This is a genomic window from Candidatus Nitrososphaera gargensis Ga9.2, assembly GCF_000303155.1.
GTDB classification, from domain to species: Archaea; Thermoproteota; Nitrososphaeria; order Nitrososphaerales; family Nitrososphaeraceae; genus Nitrososphaera; species Nitrososphaera gargensis.
On sequence record NC_018719.1, the window covers coordinates 1,830,468 to 1,848,170 of the forward strand.

A 17,703-nucleotide genomic window follows, 5' to 3' on the forward strand; every position below is an offset into this window, starting at 1 on the left:
GCAGGCAGAAGACACACACATATTCACCCCCGCACTGCCATTACAATGTGCGCACGTTCCGCCACACATTTACAGTGAACGCAGGCATCGACAAAGTCTGGGATTTTTACACTGACATCAACCACTTGCAGGTCATCTCTCCGCCGGGCATGCAGATAAGGCTGGTCAAGACTACACACCAAAAACTGATAGAGGGGTCTGAGGTGTGGTTGACTGGCATATTGTTGACAAGGAGCAGTTGGCACTCAAAGATCACGTCGCTTGCGCCATACCGGTATGTCGATGAAATGCTCTCTGGCCGGTTCCATGTATGGAAGCATGTGCATGGTTTTCGCAAAGTCGACGGCAACAATAATACTGCTACAGAAGTGATAGATGAGATAGACTTTGAGCTCCACTACGGCATGCTTGGCAGGATCTTTGAAGGCTATGTCTACTCGCAGCTGGAAAAGATATTTGCATATAGAAAGCAGGCCACGATAAAGGCGCTGGAAAAAAACATCTAGATCACTCTGGTCGATTTGGCCAGCCGATGAGCCGATTTCTCGTCCAGCTTTATCTTGCTCAGGATCGTGTACCTGTCGGGCCGTAGGGATTGCGCCGAAGTGAGCGCTTTTACCACGTGCTCGTCCGTCAGGCCAATCTGTTTTGCCTTGGTGGGCGCGCCGACTTTTTCTAGAGTCGCCGCAATCTTTTCCCAATCAAGACCGTGCAGTTTTGCCATCATTATCGTGCCAAGGCCAACACGCTCGCCGTGCAGCCCGTAGCTCGGTCCTGCCACGTATTCAACGGCGTGGCTGAAGAGGTGCTCTGCCCCGGAGCATGGCCTGCTGCTGCCAGCAATGCATGCCGCAACGCCAGCGCTTATCAGCGCCTCGACGATGGTGCGTATGCTGAACTGGCTCTTGTGTTTCAACTTTTCAGATTCGTCAAGGATTATCTTGGCGCTCATGTAGGCAAGGTTGGCCGCGTAGCTGCCAAAGTACTCCCCCTTCTCGTCGCGCCCGAGCTCCCAGTCCTTGACCGCAGTTATCTTGGCAACCAGGTCGCCGCAGCCACCTGCAAGCAGCCGCGGCGGCGCCCGAGACATCAGGCGGGTGTCTGCGACCACGCCAATAGGCGTGTTTGCCTTTACAGAATGGGGCTTGTCGGTCCCCCTGACAGAGACGAAGGGGCTTGATATGCCGTCATGGGACGCCGATGTGGGCACGCTCAGAAAGGGCTTGCCTATCTTGAAGGCAGTCATTTTTGCGACATCGACCGACCGACCGCCACCAAACCCTATTACGAAATCGAGCTCCTTGTCGGCTATTTTGTTCTGCAGCCTTGTGACCGTATCCATGGACGCGTCGCTTACAACGTACCACGAGCTCTTGAGCAATGCTTTTTCAAGTGACGAATCGCACTCGCGACCGGCCCTCGCCTTGACGACCGCGCCTGTAATGATTGCCACCTCGGTCGCGCTTGCATCAAGCGACCTGACAAGCGATCCAACTTCTGAAACAACGCCGCCGCCTATGAGTATTTTTCTTGGCAACTCCATGAGGTGAGTGGGCGGCGAATTCAATTGAAAAGACCTGCACAGGGCAAATAATAAAGCTTGTACAACTACTATTATTCTTTGGTCTTTTCCTCTTCCGCTTCCTCTTCAGTCTCTGATTCCACGCCGCCTTCGGGCTCTTCTGCCGCTGCCGGTGCCTCTGATGCGGCCTCGCCAGCCAGAGCAGCCTGACCGGCCACTTCGGCGGTAGCGTACCCGCGCCCTACTTTTGTTATCCTGATCTTGACGCTATCTCCTACCTTTGTGCCGGCGACAAAAATCACCAGACCTTGGACTCTTGCAACTCCGCTATCGCCTCTCTTGCTCATCGACTCGATCTTGACATCGTATTCTTCTCCTACCCGCACAGGCGACGGCCTGAATGGCCTTGGGCCGCCAAATCTGTTTCCGCCAAACCTTCTACTGCCGCCAGAGCCTCCGCGGTAGCCGCCGCTGTCGCTACCACCGTAACTAGAGCTGTCTTCCAAATTAGATCGCTCCGTAATATAAAAACGGGTAAGTATTTCAACTTTTTATTTCTCATTGAGAGGCCAAGCCAAATATTTAATACAGGCATCAGATCAAGGAACGTTATAACCCACGCTTGCGCCGTTACTTTGATGGCCACTAAGTGATTACATTCATGCAGCGTAAATCGCCTTACCAAGAATCTGCAAGCCAGAACATCATGGCAGTGATACTGCAGAGTCTGCCACAGGAATCGGGCCTGACAAAGATAGAGTACGAAGGCCCGCGCATCGCGCTCTACTCAAAGAACCCGAGCTACCTGATGCAGAACAGCCAGCTTGTCTCAAACATGGTCAACACGATAAAAAAGAGGATCGTCATACGCACGGACGAGTCGATAAGAAAGCCTCAGGACGAGTCGGCCAAGATAATTTCAGAAAACATTCCAAAAGAGGCCGGCGTCGCCGGCACGTTGTTTGACGCTGTTCTGGGCGAAGCGGTGGTGTTTGCAAAAAAACCCTGGATGCTGGCGCAGGTGGGAGAGGATTTTGACAACATCGAGCTTGCAGAAAAGACCGGGTGGAAGGTGCGGATCAGAAAGGCGCCACAGAATATGGGCCTGATTGAAGCGCTCTACCGGACTCTGGGCGAGGCAGTGGGTGAGCGCACCAAATTTTACCGCGAGGTTGGCGACAAGATATTCCGGGACAAGCTTAGCGAATCAGCAGAGGCCAGCCTGATGACGCTTGGAGGGTTTGCCGAAGTTGGCAGGTCCTGCATGCTGCTCACCACTTCTGAAAGCAAGGTCCTGCTTGACTGCGGCCTGAACATATATGCCAAGGACTCGCTTGCCGCTATGCCCCGGTTTGATGCCGCAGGCATTGGGATGGAAGAGATTGATGCAGTGGTGCTTAGCCACGCGCACATGGATCACACCGGCTTTTTGCCCGCGCTCTTCAAGTACGGCTACAGCGGACCTGTTTACTGCACCGAGCCCACTTTGCTGCTGATGAGCATGCTCCAGCGGGACTATGTTAGGCGCTCAGGCAATGCTGCACTTTACTCGGAAAAGGACATCGACAGCGCTGTCATACACACCATAACGTTGACACATGGGATTGTGACAGACATTTCACCTGACGTCAAGCTGGTGCTCTCAAACTCGGGCCACATCTTGGGCTCGACTTCTGTCCACCTGCATATTGGAAACGGCGACCACAACCTTGTCTACACAGGCGACATGAAATTTGGCAGGACACTTGCGCTTGAAAACGCTTCTTGGAACTTTCCACGCGTCGAGACCATGATAATTGAAAGCACGTATGGGGGCAAGGAAGACATCATGTGCCCAAGGGAAGAGGCCGAGGCCCGCCTTGCCAGCGCGATAAGCAAGACCGTTTCGGCGGGAGGCCACGTGCTGCTGCCCGTGCCGGTGATAGGTATTTCACAGGAAATCCTACTTGTGCTTGACAGGTTCATGAAAGGGGTGCAGGCCCGAGTGCTTGTAGAAAAATCCATTTCAGAAGCAACTGCCGTCTATGAAGCGTACCCAGAGTTCCTGTCAAAAGAGGTGCGCCAGCGGGTGCTCGAGTCAGAGACAAGCCAGTTTGGCTCGCAGTTTTCAATTGTAGAATCCGAGTCGCTCAAGAACGGCAGCAGCGAGCCCGCAGTGATACTTGCTCCTTCATCGATGCTTATTGGAGGGCCGTCGGTTGGATATTTGAAGCAAATAGCCGGCGACCCGCACAACAGGCTGATCATGCTGTCGTACCAGGCAGTCGATACGCCGGGCAGGATCATTCAGGACGGGGCACGCCAGGTCACGATCAAGGGCGAAATGATAAACCTGCAGTGTCAGGTCGAAAGGATAGACGGCTTTGGCAGCCATAGCGACTACAACCAGGCGATGGAATACGTCAAGAGGCTCAGGCCAAAACTCCGGCGCGTCCTTGTCAACCACGGCGAGCGGCAAAAGGCGCAGAACCTTGCAAGCTCGATAAATAAGTTCTTCAAAATCCAGACGCAGCATCCGCTTGTGCAAGAAGCGATAAAGCTACTTTAGGTCGTAAGCGCCGCGCCATATCTTGACGCCGGGCGGCGTGATGACGACGCGCTCTTCGCCCAGCCTTGCAATGTCGCCGCCTACTGACTGGGAATAAGAGTACAGCTCTTCAACGACCTTGCGCAATTCTTCGACATCTTTCTGGGCCAAGGGCGTTACCTTCAAGATCACGATCATGTGCTTTTTGATGTCTTCCTTTATTGCAGCAATGTCGCTGATATCGCGCAGCGTAAGAGCCTTCAAATAAACAGGTGTTTTTTGTGTCTGCATCTGTCAGGATTGCAACTGAGGTTGTGTCACGCGTAGTCAATAGTTGTGGTGGTCAAATCTCATTCACTGAATAGTTGATTTTAGCTGGACGATAAAATAAACACTGGATTTTGTATCCTGTAATGGATACTCTATCCATCTAGATGCGTAGGGCATCAACAGCAGAACTTTCGGCTGGCACTGCTGTTGTCTCCATCTCGCGGTCATCCGCGGTTATTATTATCCTGACCTTTGACTCAACGTCCTTGGGAGCATCAGAGTATCGTAAGACAATGGCGGCGCATTTTGCCAAGATCTTATTGTCATGCTTGCCACGCAGTATGCATGTCGGCCCGACGTGATCCTTGGCCTCTATGACAACATCACCTTCTGTGACAAGCGCTCTTATCACTTCGTTTTCGTCCTTGTTCCTGCCGACTACCAGCTTTGCATCGGGCGTGAGCCGAAAGTGCCTGCCAACCTTCAAAAGCTCGATATCGTTGAGCGATGGGATATCGCTGCAATGATCCATAATGTCCTCGATGCGCTTTGAAAACGCCGGGTCTGTCAGCAAGCATCCGCCAGCAGCATTTGGTGGCTCGGCCATGCCAAAGCGTTTTGCCAGCTCCAGCTGACCTTTTCTCGACCTGCCTTTGATATCACCCATGTTTTCACGTTTTATCAATCCGGATTTTTCAGCGTCTGTTGGCGGCAGGTGCTTTGCAGACAGCGGGCGCAGCACCTTGCCCTCCATGCCAGTTTCACTTTCAATGATGTGCAGCGCACGGTTGTTCTGGCTCATCGGCCGCTGGAACAGCACTTCGCCAGTGATGACGAAGTCCGCACCTGTCTTTTCCATGTGCTCCTTTGCGGCGTTGTACATCATGCCCCTGCAGTCTATGCATGGGTTCATGCCAGAGCCGTAGCCGTGCTTTGGGTTCTTTAGCATGCGGAGGTATTCTTCGCCAAAATACACGGTCTTTAACTTAATGCCCAGTTCGTCGGCTACTTCTTTTACACGGTGGCCGCAGCCCTTGCCGCAGTCAAAGTCGCAAAACGGCGTCTTTATAGCAACAGCCTCAACATCGACTCCTTGCTCTAGCATCATCCTTACAGCCAGGCTGCTGTCAAGGCCGCCAGACAGCAGGGCAATAGCCTTGGGCTTTTTCTTTGCGACCGGTTTGTTATCGCCGTTTTGCTGCGACATTGTTATATAGCGTTTTTGTGCGCCATTGGTTATAAAAATGATATGTGCCCCGCCTCTGACTCACACGCTGTCACGGGTTAGCCACAAGCTGTGTCCTCTGCGCGCTCTATATACGGGGTACTATGTACAATGGCGGCATAGGTATTTGTGGCTTTTTGTTTGGATAAAACCTCAAAGGAAGCAGCTATAAACGAAAGTCTATGATTCGGAATGGCAGGTTGCTCTTCACATTGATTATTACCGCAATTCTTAAGTCATCACTAATCTTTGCTATCGATACACAGGCATTTGCCTGCTCATATGTAGGGCCGAGGCCGCCTGCTCAGATGATGCAAGAATCCGACGCCGTTTTCTCCGGGTTTGTAATAGCCGCGAGCAATGCTGACGCTACTTTTAGCATAGAAAATGCGTGGAAAGGAGTATCTGAAGAGGTAGTCACCCTGCTTTCAGGTCCGGGCGACTGCAGTTATATAGCTTTGAAATAGGAGAAAGATACCTTGTATACGCATATGGACCCGGTACTCTGACCGCAAATATCTGCACTGGCACAAAACCGATTTCTGAAGCGCAGAATGACTTGGCGGCGCTGGGAATAGGGACAATCATACAAACACCTGAAGAGGCATCGACGATATCGATTATGACTCCTGTTTCGCCCTATTTGCATGCACTTGCCACAGTAGGTATCATCATTGCCACAATCGGAGGGGCGGCCACAGCAGTAAGCGTCACTGTCTATTATCTGAGTAAAAAGAAGCTACGGTAAAAGTTTTGATAGGTCTATCTCAAACGCAGCAGCAGGCACCCTCAGCTTGAAATTCTCAAGTGCCAGCGGTGTGACCTCGCCTATCGTGCCCGCCACTGCACCATCGATGACTATTTCGGCACACCTGCCTTCCATGAACATCGGGCTTGAAGATGTCTTCGTGGTGGTGTCCTTGTCAAAGCATGACCTGATCAGAGCCTGCATTGCAGACCTTATCTCGGTGTAGCCCGCGTCGGCATGGGCTATGACCGCGCCGACATTCCAACTCTCTGTTATCGAGTCATCTTTGCGGAAGGTCTTACCTATCTCGAACAGTCGCTGCGGATATTCTTCATGCACGTTGCGCGAAAGCGACTGGAGAAGCGATGGAATGAGCGAATCGCGCAGGATCTCATGTTCGATGCTCTTGGAGCCGTCGACTGACAGCGCGTCCCTGCCAGTAGTAATGCCAAACGCTTCGTACTGCACCTCTTTGCTTGTCAGCGAAAAACTGAGCGATTCGAGCATGCCAAGCCCTGTCAAGGTTTCCCTTATCGCTTCAAAGTATGTGGAAAGCGAATTTTTCTGGCCCGCTGTCGGCGAAGCTGGGAACACCGGTTCGATGTTGAATATGCCATAGCCTATGGCCACCTCTTCTGCGATATCTATCGGGTGGCTGATGTCTGTGCGGTAGCGCGGCACGGTGCAGGCAATTCTCTTGCCAGCTGCTCTTGCGTCCAGCCTGCTCTTCTTCAGGCACTTGACCACCTGCCTAGCATCAAGCGTCAGGCCAAGTATGCTGTTGATGTAGTCAATGTCGGCAGAGATGACCTTTGGCTTCATCTGGGGCGTTTCAGCTCTTTTGCCAGCGCCAACAGCCACAGTCCTTATCTCAAAGCCGGCATCATAGAGCGTGACTGCAATGATCGCAAGCACGTCTTCGGCTGCCTTTTGGTCTGTCGCAGTAACTTCGACAAAGAGGTTGCGGCAGCTCTCGTCCACCTTTGTCGCGTTGCCGTTGATTATAGGGGGAAACGAAAGTGTCATGCCGTCACTGTCGATAATGACAGGATAATAATGCCTGCCAGACCCTTCCAAGATATGGCCGTACTGCCTGCCTGCTTCAGATTCTTTCAAGATCTGATCTATTGAGCGGGACGAAGACTCGCCAAGCGGCTCAAACGAATAGTCGCCGTCGACTGCCTTGTATGTCACTGGGAACTTGATAGCATCAAGGTTGTGGATCCCGATCGACGCTTTCTTGCGCCTCCTGCCGATCCCGTTGTGAAGGTCCTCCTGCATCGCGATCAACTGCTTGATCGTCTCGTCGTCCAGCTTGCTGTTCCTTGCCACAAGCGCCACGATGTGGGGCCTTATCTTCTTGACAGTAGGATCCACCTTTACCGCCGCCCCGCTTTTTCCGGCTATCCTGAATTTTGGAAGGCCGGTCTCGATTTCAAGCAGGCCGCGGAGAGCCCTTGCTATGCCATAGTCTGAAGAAAAGTCTGGTCTGTTTGGGTTGTACTCTACCCTGATTACATTATTATTGTCGTCAATGCCTTCGATGTCCAGCGCGACAAAGGGCAACATATCTAGCACCTTGTCCACCTTGACACCGGGGATGAACTTTTTCAGCCGTTCGACTGACATATTTACAACTGGCATCTTGGCACGCTCCTGAGCCATGCAAGCCTGTTGCCGTAAAGCTCGCGAACGTCGTCCAGTCCAAAGCGAAGCATGGCAATCCTCTCAAGTCCTCCTCCCCATGCAAGCACCGGGTTTTTGATGCCAAGCGGCTCTGTCACTTCAGGCCTGAAAATTCCCATGCCAAATAGCTCGACCCACTTTTCCAGCCTTTCATTGTAGACCATGCTCTGCAGCGACGGCTCTGTGTACGGAAAGAACGTGGGCCAGAACTTGACCTTCTTTATTCCCATCTTTGCGTAGAACTCTTTTTGCAGGCCCATCAGGTCGCGCAGCGATGCACGCGGCGCAGTGGCAACGCCTTCGACTTGGTGGAATTCTACGAGATGTTTGTACGATACTTTTTCGTTCCTGAAAACCCGGCCGACAGAAAAGTACCGGCCGACTTCTGGCTTGATCGTCGCAAGGTGTCGTAGCGTGACAGGAGTGGTGTGAGTGCGCAGAACCACGCGCTCGGCTTCCTTGATGTCCCACTTGCTGCCCCATCCTTTCTCGTGAACTTTGGCAATCCTTTTTTTCTGCTCATCGCTCGCTGGTATGTGCTGTCTTTGGCCTGAAATGTAGAATGTGTCCTGCATCTCCCTTGCAGGGTGGTCTTGTGGCGTAAACAGCGCGTCAAAGTTCCAGAATCCCGACTGCACCATCGGACCATCTATTTCACTAAACCCGAGCCCGACAAAGATCTCCTTGACCTCTTCAATGATGTCAATTAGTGGGTGGCGTCTTCCCGGGTAGACCGCCGGCGCAGGCGCCTCGACATCCAGCGCGCTGAACTTTGTCTGCTTCCATCTGCCTGATGTAATCATTTCAGAGGTGAGGCGGCGCTCTCCCTGTCCTTCATCAAGGGTAGGAATGAGCGCCCTCCCGGCACCGGTAAGCGAAATTCTCGACTCTTTTTCTTCCTTGATTTCGACATAGTTGGGCCGCTTTTTCAGCTGCTCAAGGATTTTCTTTTCGCTCTCAGTCATCTTGCCAACTTCTGCTGCTGTCCCGTTCTTCAGGTTCGCAAGGAAAGTCTCTTCCGCAGATTGCTTTTCAGCCAGCGCGGTCGCCTCCATCCTGCCTTCGACAAACTGGATCCACTGGTTGCGCCGCGCGCCAGCAATTGCTGCATTCACTTCTTCGTTCTTTACCGTGCCGCTGGTAAGAATCTCCCCTATAGTGGCCTTGCCTTGCTTTACCGCATTAACCAGCCTTCTTTCAGGCAGCCCGTTTGCAATTGCCGCCGCCCCTTCAGAGCCGAGCTGTACTTTGAGTATTGATGACTCGCTAATCGAGATGAGATTCTTGAACTTGAGCCACTCAATGCCGCGCCTTACCTGATCGATGGAAAGGCCAGTGCTTGCTGCAAGTGAGCCGGCATCGGAATCATTATTGGCCAGAGCCTTGAGTATTGATCGCTCGATTGGGTGCAGTGTCGGCGCGCTACTCATTGGTCAAAGTTGTCAGTGGAAGAAGACTTTTTAAACGTTTAACGTCAAGTTGCTGCAAGCAGAGCATGGATCCAGAAGATCAGAGCATTGCCAGCAGCAACGACGACTTTAAGGTTACGCCTTGGGAGGTCGAGGGTGAAGTTGACTATGGCAAGCTGATCGAAAAGTTTGGCACGCAGCCAATAACGCCTGAACTGCTGCAAAAGGTCAAGGGCATGACAGGCGAGGTGCACCCGATGCTAAAGCTGGGCTACTTTTTCTCCCATCGCGACTTTGACTGGATCCTTGACAAAAAGATCAAGGGCGAAAACTTTTACCTCTACACAGGCAGGGGTCCATCAGGCATGGTCCACATGGGGCACCTCATGCCGTGGATGTTTACAAAATACCTGCAGGACAAATTTGACTCCAAGCTGCTGTTCCAGCTGACAGACGACGAAAAGTTCCTCTACGGGCAGGACAGAACAAGGGAAGAAATCGCGCGCTATACCTATGAAAACATCCTTGATATCATTGCAATCGGCTTTAACCCAAAAAAGACCAAGATCATTGTGGATACAAAGCATATCCAGCACCTCTACCCGATTGCGACCGAAGTCGCCAAGAGGATCACATTTTCCACCGCAAGGGCGGTCTTTGGATTTTCAAATTCGACCAACATTGGCATGATAGGCTTTCCGCCGGTGCAGGCAGCACCATGCTTCCTGCCTTCAGTCATAGAAGGCAAGCCGACGCCAGTTCTGATACCCGCCGCAATCGATCAGGATCCGTACTGGCGCATGACAAGGGATGTTGCCGACAGGATGGGCTACTACAAGCCTGCCCAGATACACAGCAAGTTCCTGCCCGGCCTTGGCATGCTAGGCAAGATGTCGTCATCCAAGCCCGAGACTGCAATCTTTACGACAGACGATCCCGAAGTTGTTGACAGGAAGGTCTCGACAGCGTTCACCGGCGGCCAGCCTACAGTTGCATTGCAGAGGCAGCTTGGCGCAAACGCCCTTGGCTGCCCAGTCTTTTGGTACTTGCGCTACTTTTTCGATACCGAAAAACAATCAGACGAGCGCATGCTCAAATGCAGAAGCGGCAACCTGCTCTGCGGTGAATGCAAGGCCGACCTCACGAAGGGGGCCAAGCCATTCGTGGTAGAGTTCAAGAAGCGCCGCGAAAAGGCCAAGGATGTAGTAGACAGATTCATGTACGACGAGAAGCCGTTTTCGAAATGAAGACCGTGAAATTCGAGTGCGACGACCACTACGAGGCTGGGAAGCTGGCTAGCCTCGTGTCGGTGCAAAAGGACGATACTGTGTATATCGACAGCGTCGCTGCAGTAGTTGGCAACGAGATCGTGATAAAGCTAAAGGACAAGTCCTCCCACGCGGTCGTACTGAAGGACAGGGAAAACGTGGCTCGGCTACAGTCGCTTCTGCTCGACGTTGTAAAGGGGAAAATAAAGATCCGGTCAAGCAACTTTACCGGGTCGGTTGCGGAAATAACTCTGGTGGGCTAGCGCAGCTCCTTGTTCATCTCGTCGGTCAGTATCTCCTGCACTTTTCTGAAGTACAGCCCTGTAGAGTAGGGCATCATGGGGATGTATTCTTCGATAACCTGCATGACGTACGGTACCGCCCTCTTTGAAACGTCCATCTTGAACTTCATCCAGAGTATCCTGTCCTGCTGGAAGTGGATCTTGTCCTTAAGGTGCGGCGGCACCACCTCCCTAGACCTGTCCTCAACGCGCTTGTACCAGTATGCAAGGATATCAGGGTCGAGACCCTCTCGCAGGTTCTTGACGCCCGATATTATCTTGCCTGATGCATAATCGATGGGTGTTTCCGGATACACGACCATCTGCTGTGCAAAGTCAGGATAAAATCCAGATAATCAAAGATTGTTTACCTGCGTTTTAACAACTTGCCGCGGCTGTCTATTTCACCAGCCCTGATACGCGTCGATGATATTGGCGAGCCGTCCTCAGCCTTGACCAGCTCGACTGCGATTACCTCTACCGGCTTTAATCCTCCCTTGGCGCGCATCTCATTGAGGAGATCTCCTTTGGACTGCGTCTCGCTGCTTGCCACGAGCGCCCCAACGTCGCCTGTAGTCACCGCTGGCCCAAAGTCACCGTCCAGCTTGGCGATTTCATAGCTGGCGTCGCCAAACTCTTTCTTGATCATCTCCTTCAGGTTTTTGACCCTCTGGTCGAAATTGTGGTTGAGCCTCTTGCCCCTCTTTTTCGCAAACTCGTCGCTTGAAACCCCGATTATCACCTTCCTGCCTGCCTGGAATGCTCTGGACAGCAGGGCGATGTGGCCAACGTGTATTTCGTCAAACGTGCCGCCAGTGGCGACAACTGCGAATTTTTCGGCCAACGCTAGTGATCAGGCAATGTGCAATATTAATTCGTAGTTAGGCTGTCTCTAGCTCTTCTTGAATATCTTGACTGCCTGCGGAGGACACACGTTTTCGCACGCCATGCAGAATATGCAGTCCTTTTCTCTTATCATAAATGCCTTCTTGTCAGAGGCTGGGTGCCCTGGAGTCTGGAGCCATTCATACACGTTGACTGGGCATGCTTCAATACACGCGCCGTCTGCCACACATATATCAAAGTCGATGCAAACATAGTCGCCCCAAATGCCAAGCTGTCCGGGAGCATCATATGGGCCCCAAACCTTGATTCCCTGATATGTGCCAACCTGTTGTCTTTTCTCTTTAAACTTGGGATCAATCGGGCCTTCAACCTTGCCATAGTTTGTGCCGGTGCCTGATAGCGAAATTGTGGTAGGACCGCCTGCCGCTGGCGCGCTTGGAGCTGCCGGAATCGCAGGTGGCGGAGGCATCTGCGGCGCGGCGGCTGCGGGCCTGGGCGCTGCCGACGGTCCTGCCGGTGGCGGGGCTGTCGCGCTGCGAGCCTTTGGATTCTTTGCAAGCGGCGTCAGCTCCTCCAGCTTTTTGAGCGCCTGCTCCATCGTCAGCTTTTCCACCTTTTGCCAGTGGGCGAGCAGTTTGTCGCCTATTCTGGTATTTCGGATAATAGTGTCAATGACCATCTTGGCGTTCTGGTCTGCCTTTTGGCGGTAATTCTTGATCCAGTACGGGTCGCCAAAGTATTCCAGCTGCCTTATCTGGTAAATGAGATCGACGACCTCGCCGGTCACGATTTCAACCGTGACGTTTAGGTCTGCAGATAGGTCTTCGCCGGTGATCGGGTCGTTGCCCTTTTCAGTCCACTTGTAGGTGATGTAGATCCTGTCGGCGTGGGTGTCCATCTTGAAGCCGGAACTGCGGAGGTCGTTCATTATGCTCGATATGTCGGACTTTTCCGTGATCTCGATCGGGATCCTGTATATGCCCAGCTTGTTGCCGTGCAGCGGGTAAACTCCCCTCTTTGCAACTTCAGATAGCATCGTCCAGACTCTGTCTTTCAGTAAGGCAGACATCGAATAACCTAAAATTTACATGTCCTAAAAGCATTACGGTCTACTTCATTAGCGAAGTACCATATATAGAGGCCGAAAACCCCAGGTAACAATCTATTCTAGCAGAGGTTTTATCGAAGAGAACGCCAATTCTAATTCAGAAGATTACTACATTGCCTGCCCTGTCGTTGTGGCTGTTGTGCCTCCTACGTGAGCCTCTCGATTATGCATCATAAGGTCTTCAAGCGTCTTGAACATTCGGCCACATACTCTGCATTCATGGCGTGGTTCGGCTTGACTTGCGCCCATAAGTTATTTCTGCGTAACATAGTATATAGATGTGCAGGCATCGCATAAAAGACAGAAGCCATCGCAGCAGCTAGCCTGTACAAGGCAGATAACATTGTCAATTAACTAGGTTAAGCAATCCGTTTTATTAACAAGCCATCATGATACACCATGTCTTCAGAATTAGCAGAAGACATATCGGAATTACAGCAATTGCGCATACGATACGATAGGTTACAAGAAGACTATCAAAGAATCCTTCCAAAGGTTGTGACCCAGATCTTGTTGACGACTTGCTTTCGCACCTACATGAAGATCCAGATACTGAACCAATGTATATACAGTTGAGGTCTTTACAAGAGACGGGATAGACGCTGAAGTTGCCAGATAGTACATTTTTGACAAAACAGGCATGATGCCAACCATATACAACCAAGGCACTCATTTTGTTACAGATCAAAAGCTCACACTTGAGAAGCTCAAAGAAATATCAGATAGTGACGATGTGTTAGAAGTAACAGGGGAATACACAGGTAGTTGGGCATCCAATGGTCCGACACATGAACGTCATTTGATTGAATAAAGTATTCTTCCGCCACCGATTTTTTGCTAACCTCTTAAAAGATTCCTAATGCAAATTGTGTGTACAATAGACTCTGGAAATATAACCAACAATAAGATGCCGCATTTGAAAAAATAAAACCAGATCTCACTCTAACCTTGAAGTGACTCTGTTGCTCTTTGTTGTTCTTCTTCTTGTTCTTCCCTGCGATAAGAGTTCATAACAAGACCAGAAAAAGACTAGAAATGCTGCAACCGTGGTTGAGATAGTTAGTTGCATTTGTGGCAAGCGTAGCACAAATCCAATGACAAATGTTATCGCCGCACCAATAGCGCTAAGTGGAATCCAGTTTGTTAATGCAAGTCGTGTTCTATCCATATCCCGATGTCTCGCCTCTACCATAACACAAGCCAACAATCATACTTAAGCCAAGTGTAACCTTGTTAATCTTAGAACAAAATAGCTATACCTTACCCTTGCCACACATTTGCAGAAATCTATGTCCGCTTTTAGTAGTCTTGAAAAGTTCTTCCTCTACATCATAATCCAAAAGGCCATTATCTACCAACAGGGAGAGATATTCCTTTAGCTGTACGTGTGAAAGAAATGTTCGCCTCTAATATATTAGTTCTCGTAGCTCTGCCATTTGCTGCCTTTAAAATCCGAAAAACAATATCAATTCTCCTCCAAGGTCCTGTGTTGATAGACAACGACGATTACATGATCACAGTCTCAATAGTTGCTATAGACGACATGAATCAACCATTGCCGCCCTCTGACAACTTTTTGCTGCCCTCTGCCAACGCCACTTCCAACATTTTGGTGCCTTTCAACGGTGGAGAAGACACAATAACCACACAGTAGCAACCAACAACAAACGCGACTAATAATGCTACTACTGCCCAACAAAAACCGATCATGATGGAAGTTATAAGCACTCAAGGCACCTTCACTGCAAATGTAGAGTGGATACCGGCTGACATTGGACAGCCAAACAATTTCTCCTTCAATTTCAGGGACGGCGACGGGCAGCCTGTTACGCCGGCATATGACGTTGAGCTGTTGCGGGATAACCAGATGGTGCCTGGTACCCTCCGGGAATCACAAACGTCGCTTGAGCAAGAGTACACATTCAACGAAGCGGGCAACTATACCTTGAGAATCCACAACGTACAAACCAAACATCCTGGCGATGTAATAAACATCCCCTTACAAGTTCCTCCAGAATAGACCACAGATTAACTTACATGGAGACCTGAAGTAATGGAATTATTACCTCAACAACTTTACACTCACATTATATATGATGTGTATGACCTTCGTTCAATTCTTCTTATCTCAGGCAATTCTCATTTCTCCCTCCGTGGTGTCATCGCGCAGGTCGCCATGAGCCTCTTTTTCTAGATGATGCTTTCTGTCTTCATCTGTGGTAAATACTGCGCCGCACACAAAGCATTGGAAATCTGCGGCTGTGTGAGGAATGCCGTCGCTACTACTACTGCCGCCACCTTTCCTGAAATCATTAGATTTAGGCATATAACACATCTTCCTTTTCTATCCTTATACTTACAAAATTCTTAAATGATTTGATCAAGCCGCTGCTGTAGTGTCGGTGAGAGATGCTGCTGGCGTCATTGTTCGTCTTTCTCCTTATACTCCCAATGCAATGAGCCTCATTCCATATACCAAGGGTGCTATAGCCATCATCAAGGCCACAAGCAAGACACCAAAGAAAGGCGAGATCAAGGCTATGCCTGCGATGACTACAGTAGCGCGCCCACGCCAATATTTGCTGCTCTTAACAAGTTGGGTCTCTTCTATTTCCTATTCCGGCCAAAATGCTGGAAATGCCGCTGAATAACAAGGCTACAGCTGCTAGCGTTATTACAACTGGAGCAGCAAATATTGGAAACACTATTGTAGCAATCGCAAGAGCAATAACGAGTACCCCGATTCCTGCATGGGCTGCACGCTGGTTCCTATAGTGAAATATTCCTCCTGCAATTTGCTCAACACCGAACATAAGAAGTATTACGGAAATAACCACCATTACTGTCTCAATTGCTAGTCCCGGAAATGCTATGGCCACTAACTAGAGCGCAATAGAAACAGCACCTACGCCGATCTGCAGCACACGCATTCATACGGGAGACGACCCGACAGAGCGTGCGGTCTTCTCCATGTTAGCCCATCAAGTCGCACGCATTTAAGGGATAAGTAGGATAATTCACAATTCATTTGCCTTTCGAGTTTTTTACAGGGTTTTATTACGATCATTCCAAAAAGACCATCCTATTCACTTCAGACAGCTTGTATGAGATGTCTCCTCTGCTCAATTAATGATTGATTGTATATGGCAGAGATCTTGTTGTCAATTTTATTCCTGATAGAACCGGATTATTCGTCGTCGGGGCAGGTTATATCTCTGATAGCCTTGTACCTTGCCTCTATTTCCTCCGCTATTTTTACGACTTGATCGAGCGTGTATTTCGACTGAGGGAAATACCACCTGATCCCAACCTTGTGCCCGATGCCGTCCATGTCGTGTATCATGCCTCTGTCGGCCTCCACCCCGTACTTTTCATCTATCACATGCTCGCGTACCTCAAGACCCCTCTTGGTCTTGTCCTCAAGCACAAGATGCGGGCTCATGTCATAGATAAAGTAGAACTGACCCTTCTTCACAAGATTGTTACCCTGCTGTTGCATTCAAAAAATAGAGGGAAGAGAAGGTCTTATTTCTCTATCGGATTCCCTATCATGTTGCCCCATTCTGTCCACGAGCCGTCGTAGTTGCGAACTGATGGGTATCCAAGCAGGTATTTCAGCACGAACCAAGTGTGTGACGAGCGTTCACCAATCCTGCAATACGCTATCACATGCTTGTCCGGGGTGACCCCCTTGCCTTCGTACAGCGCTTTCAGCTCATCGGCACTCTTGAACGTGCCGTTTGCATCGTTCACGGCCTGGGCCCACGGGATGTTCTTTGCTCCTGGTATATGGCCTCCACGCTGCGCATGCTCCATCGGATACTCTGGCGGAGCTGTTATCTCGCCCGTGAACTCTTTTGGCGATCGCACATCAACCAGCACCGTCTGCTCTGCTCTTTCAATCGCTCTTCTAACATCTGGCATGTAGGCGCGGACTCCCTCGTCTGGCGGCCTTGCCACGTATTTTGTCGGCTGTACTGTTGGCTCGTCCTTTGTGTATTCCCTCTTTTCCAGCTCCCATTTCTTGCGTCCGCCGTTCATTATCTTGAGCTTTTTGTGACCGTAGTACTGGAATACCCAGAACGCAAAGGCTGCAAACCAGTTGTTAAAGTCGCCATACAGTACCAGCTCGGTGTCTGGCGTTGCGCCGACTCTGCTCATCAGTGCCTCGAATTGCTGCTTGTTGATGATGTCGCGCCTGACAGGGTCGTTTATGTCGCGCTTCCACCATACAAGGTGCGCGCCGGGCACGTGCCCCTGCCTGTATGCATTTTCAGGATCATAGTCGACTTCCAAAATTCTGATGCTTCCATTCTTTAGGTTGCTTGCAACCCAATCGGTCTCGCAAAGGACCTCAGGGTGAGCGTATCCACTAGTCATACCAGCCCGCTACTTTAATCTCATACTTAAGAGCTTTGCCAAATGACGATTATTATTGCTGAATGCCAGCAAAGGGCAGGCAGAGAACCTTTCCTGCTGTCACGGTGCCAGCGGCTAAGCATCTCACAGATTGCTATAGAACTGGAGATATTATTCCAGTCTCTGGAATAGCATTATTGAAGAAAATGCAAGGATGTATTACCGCAATAATGCCAGCCAGAAGCACGATTTCTTTGATCTTCTTGCTGGCAGAATCAAGGACCATCTTGGACGTGCTGCCAAGCATCTTTTGCATCTTTTCTTGGAATAGCGAAGGGTTCGATAGGATTGCCTCTTCATTGATCTTGTAAACTGTTTTCATTGTTTGCATGATCAATCTTCCACTATCCTTGCCCATCACGTCCTCAATCCCGTCCACAATAGCGTCGAGCAT

At 50.5% G+C, this 17,703-nt stretch carries 24 protein-coding genes; 8 read left to right on the forward strand and 16 right to left on the reverse strand.

The annotated features are described in order from the left end of the window. Nucleotides 1-47: 47 nt before the first annotated feature. Nucleotides 48-506, forward strand: a complete 459-nt coding sequence (locus NGAR_RS10985) for an SRPBCC family protein (protein ID WP_015019807.1) — start codon at nucleotides 48-50, stop codon at nucleotides 504-506. Here NGAR_RS10985 and NGAR_RS10990 read toward each other — a convergent pair. Together NGAR_RS10990 and NGAR_RS10995 are read right to left on the reverse strand one after the other, a co-directional pair. After that, the gene (locus NGAR_RS10990) at nucleotides 503-1,543 is read right to left on the reverse strand and encodes an NAD(P)-dependent glycerol-1-phosphate dehydrogenase (protein ID WP_148681835.1); all 1,041 of its coding nucleotides are present in this window, start codon (nucleotides 1,541-1,543) and stop codon (nucleotides 503-505) included. The genes NGAR_RS10985 and NGAR_RS10990 overlap by 4 nt on opposite strands. A gap of 71 nt (nucleotides 1,544-1,614) precedes the next feature. Further along, nucleotides 1,615-2,028: a TRAM domain-containing protein gene (locus NGAR_RS10995; protein WP_015019809.1), complete on the reverse strand. Its 414-nt coding sequence runs from the start codon at nucleotides 2,026-2,028 to the stop codon at nucleotides 1,615-1,617. A 155-nt stretch (nucleotides 2,029-2,183) separates the two neighbouring features. On the opposite strand from NGAR_RS10995, the gene NGAR_RS11000 reads away from it, so the two are divergent. Further along, nucleotides 2,184-4,070 (forward strand): beta-CASP ribonuclease aCPSF1, encoded by a 1,887-nt coding sequence (locus NGAR_RS11000; RefSeq protein ID WP_015019810.1) that lies wholly within the window; start codon nucleotides 2,184-2,186, stop codon nucleotides 4,068-4,070. On the opposite strand, the gene sepF is transcribed toward NGAR_RS11000, so the two are convergent. Both sepF and NGAR_RS11010 read right to left on the reverse strand, forming a co-directional pair. After that, nucleotides 4,062-4,313, reverse strand: a complete 252-nt coding sequence (sepF, locus tag NGAR_RS11005; protein WP_015019811.1) for a cell division protein SepF — start codon at nucleotides 4,311-4,313, stop codon at nucleotides 4,062-4,064. The two genes, NGAR_RS11000 and sepF, sit on opposite strands and share 9 nt — an antisense overlap. A 166-nt stretch (nucleotides 4,314-4,479) precedes the next feature. Beyond that, nucleotides 4,480-5,526, reverse strand: coding sequence for a DUF814 domain-containing protein (locus NGAR_RS11010; RefSeq protein ID WP_148681336.1), 1,047 nt, complete (start codon nucleotides 5,524-5,526; stop codon nucleotides 4,480-4,482). 230 nt (nucleotides 5,527-5,756) lie between these two features. Here NGAR_RS11010 and NGAR_RS11015 point away from each other — a divergent pair, with 230 nt between their 5' ends. After that, nucleotides 5,757-6,011 (forward strand): hypothetical protein, encoded by a 255-nt coding sequence (locus NGAR_RS11015; protein WP_148681337.1) that lies wholly within the window; start codon nucleotides 5,757-5,759, stop codon nucleotides 6,009-6,011. 92 nt (nucleotides 6,012-6,103) lie between these two features. Then, entirely contained in the window at nucleotides 6,104-6,292 is a 189-nt protein-coding gene (locus NGAR_RS11020; RefSeq protein ID WP_148681338.1) for a hypothetical protein, read from the forward strand. On the opposite strand, the gene pheT is transcribed toward NGAR_RS11020, so the two are convergent. Next, on the reverse strand, nucleotides 6,284-7,936 hold the full coding sequence (pheT, locus tag NGAR_RS11025; RefSeq protein ID WP_187147474.1) for a phenylalanine--tRNA ligase subunit beta: 1,653 nt from the start codon (nucleotides 7,934-7,936) through the stop codon (nucleotides 6,284-6,286). The genes NGAR_RS11020 and pheT overlap by 9 nt on opposite strands. Further along, a complete protein-coding gene (pheS, locus tag NGAR_RS11030; RefSeq protein WP_015019815.1) occupies nucleotides 7,924-9,408 on the reverse strand; it encodes a phenylalanine--tRNA ligase subunit alpha in 1,485 nt (494 codons plus the stop codon). Before pheS ends, pheT begins: the two co-directional genes overlap by 13 nt. Before the next feature lie 65 nt (nucleotides 9,409-9,473). On the opposite strand from pheS, the gene NGAR_RS11035 reads away from it, so the two are divergent. Together NGAR_RS11035 and NGAR_RS11040 are read left to right on the forward strand one after the other, a co-directional pair. Beyond that, nucleotides 9,474-10,634, forward strand: a complete 1,161-nt coding sequence (locus NGAR_RS11035; protein WP_148681340.1) for a tryptophan--tRNA ligase — start codon at nucleotides 9,474-9,476, stop codon at nucleotides 10,632-10,634. Further along, on the forward strand, nucleotides 10,631-10,918 hold the full coding sequence (locus NGAR_RS11040) for a hypothetical protein (protein WP_015019817.1): 288 nt from the start codon (nucleotides 10,631-10,633) through the stop codon (nucleotides 10,916-10,918). Before NGAR_RS11035 ends, NGAR_RS11040 begins: the two co-directional genes overlap by 4 nt. Here the strand turns inward: NGAR_RS11040 and NGAR_RS11045 are convergent. From NGAR_RS11045 to NGAR_RS19380, 5 genes are all read right to left on the reverse strand, one after another. Further along, a complete protein-coding gene (locus NGAR_RS11045; RefSeq protein WP_015019818.1) occupies nucleotides 10,915-11,259 on the reverse strand; it encodes a hypothetical protein in 345 nt (114 codons plus the stop codon). The genes NGAR_RS11040 and NGAR_RS11045 overlap by 4 nt on opposite strands. A 44-nt stretch (nucleotides 11,260-11,303) precedes the next feature. After that, nucleotides 11,304-11,780: a phosphopantetheine adenylyltransferase gene (locus NGAR_RS11050; RefSeq protein WP_015019819.1), complete on the reverse strand. Its 477-nt coding sequence runs from the start codon at nucleotides 11,778-11,780 to the stop codon at nucleotides 11,304-11,306. Between the two features lie 48 nt (nucleotides 11,781-11,828). Continuing rightward, nucleotides 11,829-12,851 (reverse strand): 4Fe-4S dicluster domain-containing protein, encoded by a 1,023-nt coding sequence (locus NGAR_RS11055; RefSeq protein WP_015019820.1) that lies wholly within the window; start codon nucleotides 12,849-12,851, stop codon nucleotides 11,829-11,831. 147 nt (nucleotides 12,852-12,998) lie between these two features. Beyond that, nucleotides 12,999-13,139, reverse strand: a complete 141-nt coding sequence (locus NGAR_RS19375; RefSeq protein WP_015019821.1) for a C2H2-type zinc finger protein — start codon at nucleotides 13,137-13,139, stop codon at nucleotides 12,999-13,001. Nucleotides 13,140-14,143: 1,004 nt separating this feature from the next. Beyond that, the gene (locus tag NGAR_RS19380; protein WP_407637177.1) at nucleotides 14,144-14,248 is read right to left on the reverse strand and encodes a hypothetical protein; all 105 of its coding nucleotides are present in this window, start codon (nucleotides 14,246-14,248) and stop codon (nucleotides 14,144-14,146) included. 131 nt (nucleotides 14,249-14,379) lie between these two features. Here NGAR_RS19380 and NGAR_RS17650 point away from each other — a divergent pair, with 131 nt between their 5' ends. Next, nucleotides 14,380-14,544, forward strand: coding sequence for a hypothetical protein (locus NGAR_RS17650; protein WP_228369161.1), 165 nt, complete (start codon nucleotides 14,380-14,382; stop codon nucleotides 14,542-14,544). 54 nt (nucleotides 14,545-14,598) lie between these two features. Beyond that, nucleotides 14,599-14,910, forward strand: coding sequence for a hypothetical protein (locus NGAR_RS11070; RefSeq protein WP_148681341.1), 312 nt, complete (start codon nucleotides 14,599-14,601; stop codon nucleotides 14,908-14,910). A gap of 108 nt (nucleotides 14,911-15,018) precedes the next feature. Here the strand turns inward: NGAR_RS11070 and NGAR_RS11075 are convergent, their stop codons facing one another. The 5 genes from NGAR_RS11075 to NGAR_RS11095 form a co-directional block, all read right to left on the reverse strand. Beyond that, nucleotides 15,019-15,216, reverse strand: coding sequence for a hypothetical protein (locus NGAR_RS11075; protein WP_015019824.1), 198 nt, complete (start codon nucleotides 15,214-15,216; stop codon nucleotides 15,019-15,021). Between the two features lie 262 nt (nucleotides 15,217-15,478). Beyond that, the gene (locus NGAR_RS11080) at nucleotides 15,479-15,769 is read right to left on the reverse strand and encodes a DUF308 domain-containing protein (protein ID WP_148681342.1); all 291 of its coding nucleotides are present in this window, start codon (nucleotides 15,767-15,769) and stop codon (nucleotides 15,479-15,481) included. 308 nt (nucleotides 15,770-16,077) lie between these two features. Beyond that, nucleotides 16,078-16,365, reverse strand: coding sequence for a hypothetical protein (locus NGAR_RS11085; RefSeq protein WP_015019827.1), 288 nt, complete (start codon nucleotides 16,363-16,365; stop codon nucleotides 16,078-16,080). A gap of 50 nt (nucleotides 16,366-16,415) precedes the next feature. Then, complete coding sequence (locus NGAR_RS11090) at nucleotides 16,416-17,270, reverse strand: sulfurtransferase (RefSeq protein ID WP_015019828.1); 855 nt, start codon at nucleotides 17,268-17,270, stop codon at nucleotides 16,416-16,418. Between the two features lie 133 nt (nucleotides 17,271-17,403). Further along, on the reverse strand, nucleotides 17,404-17,703 hold the full coding sequence (locus tag NGAR_RS11095; RefSeq protein ID WP_015019829.1) for a hypothetical protein: 300 nt from the start codon (nucleotides 17,701-17,703) through the stop codon (nucleotides 17,404-17,406).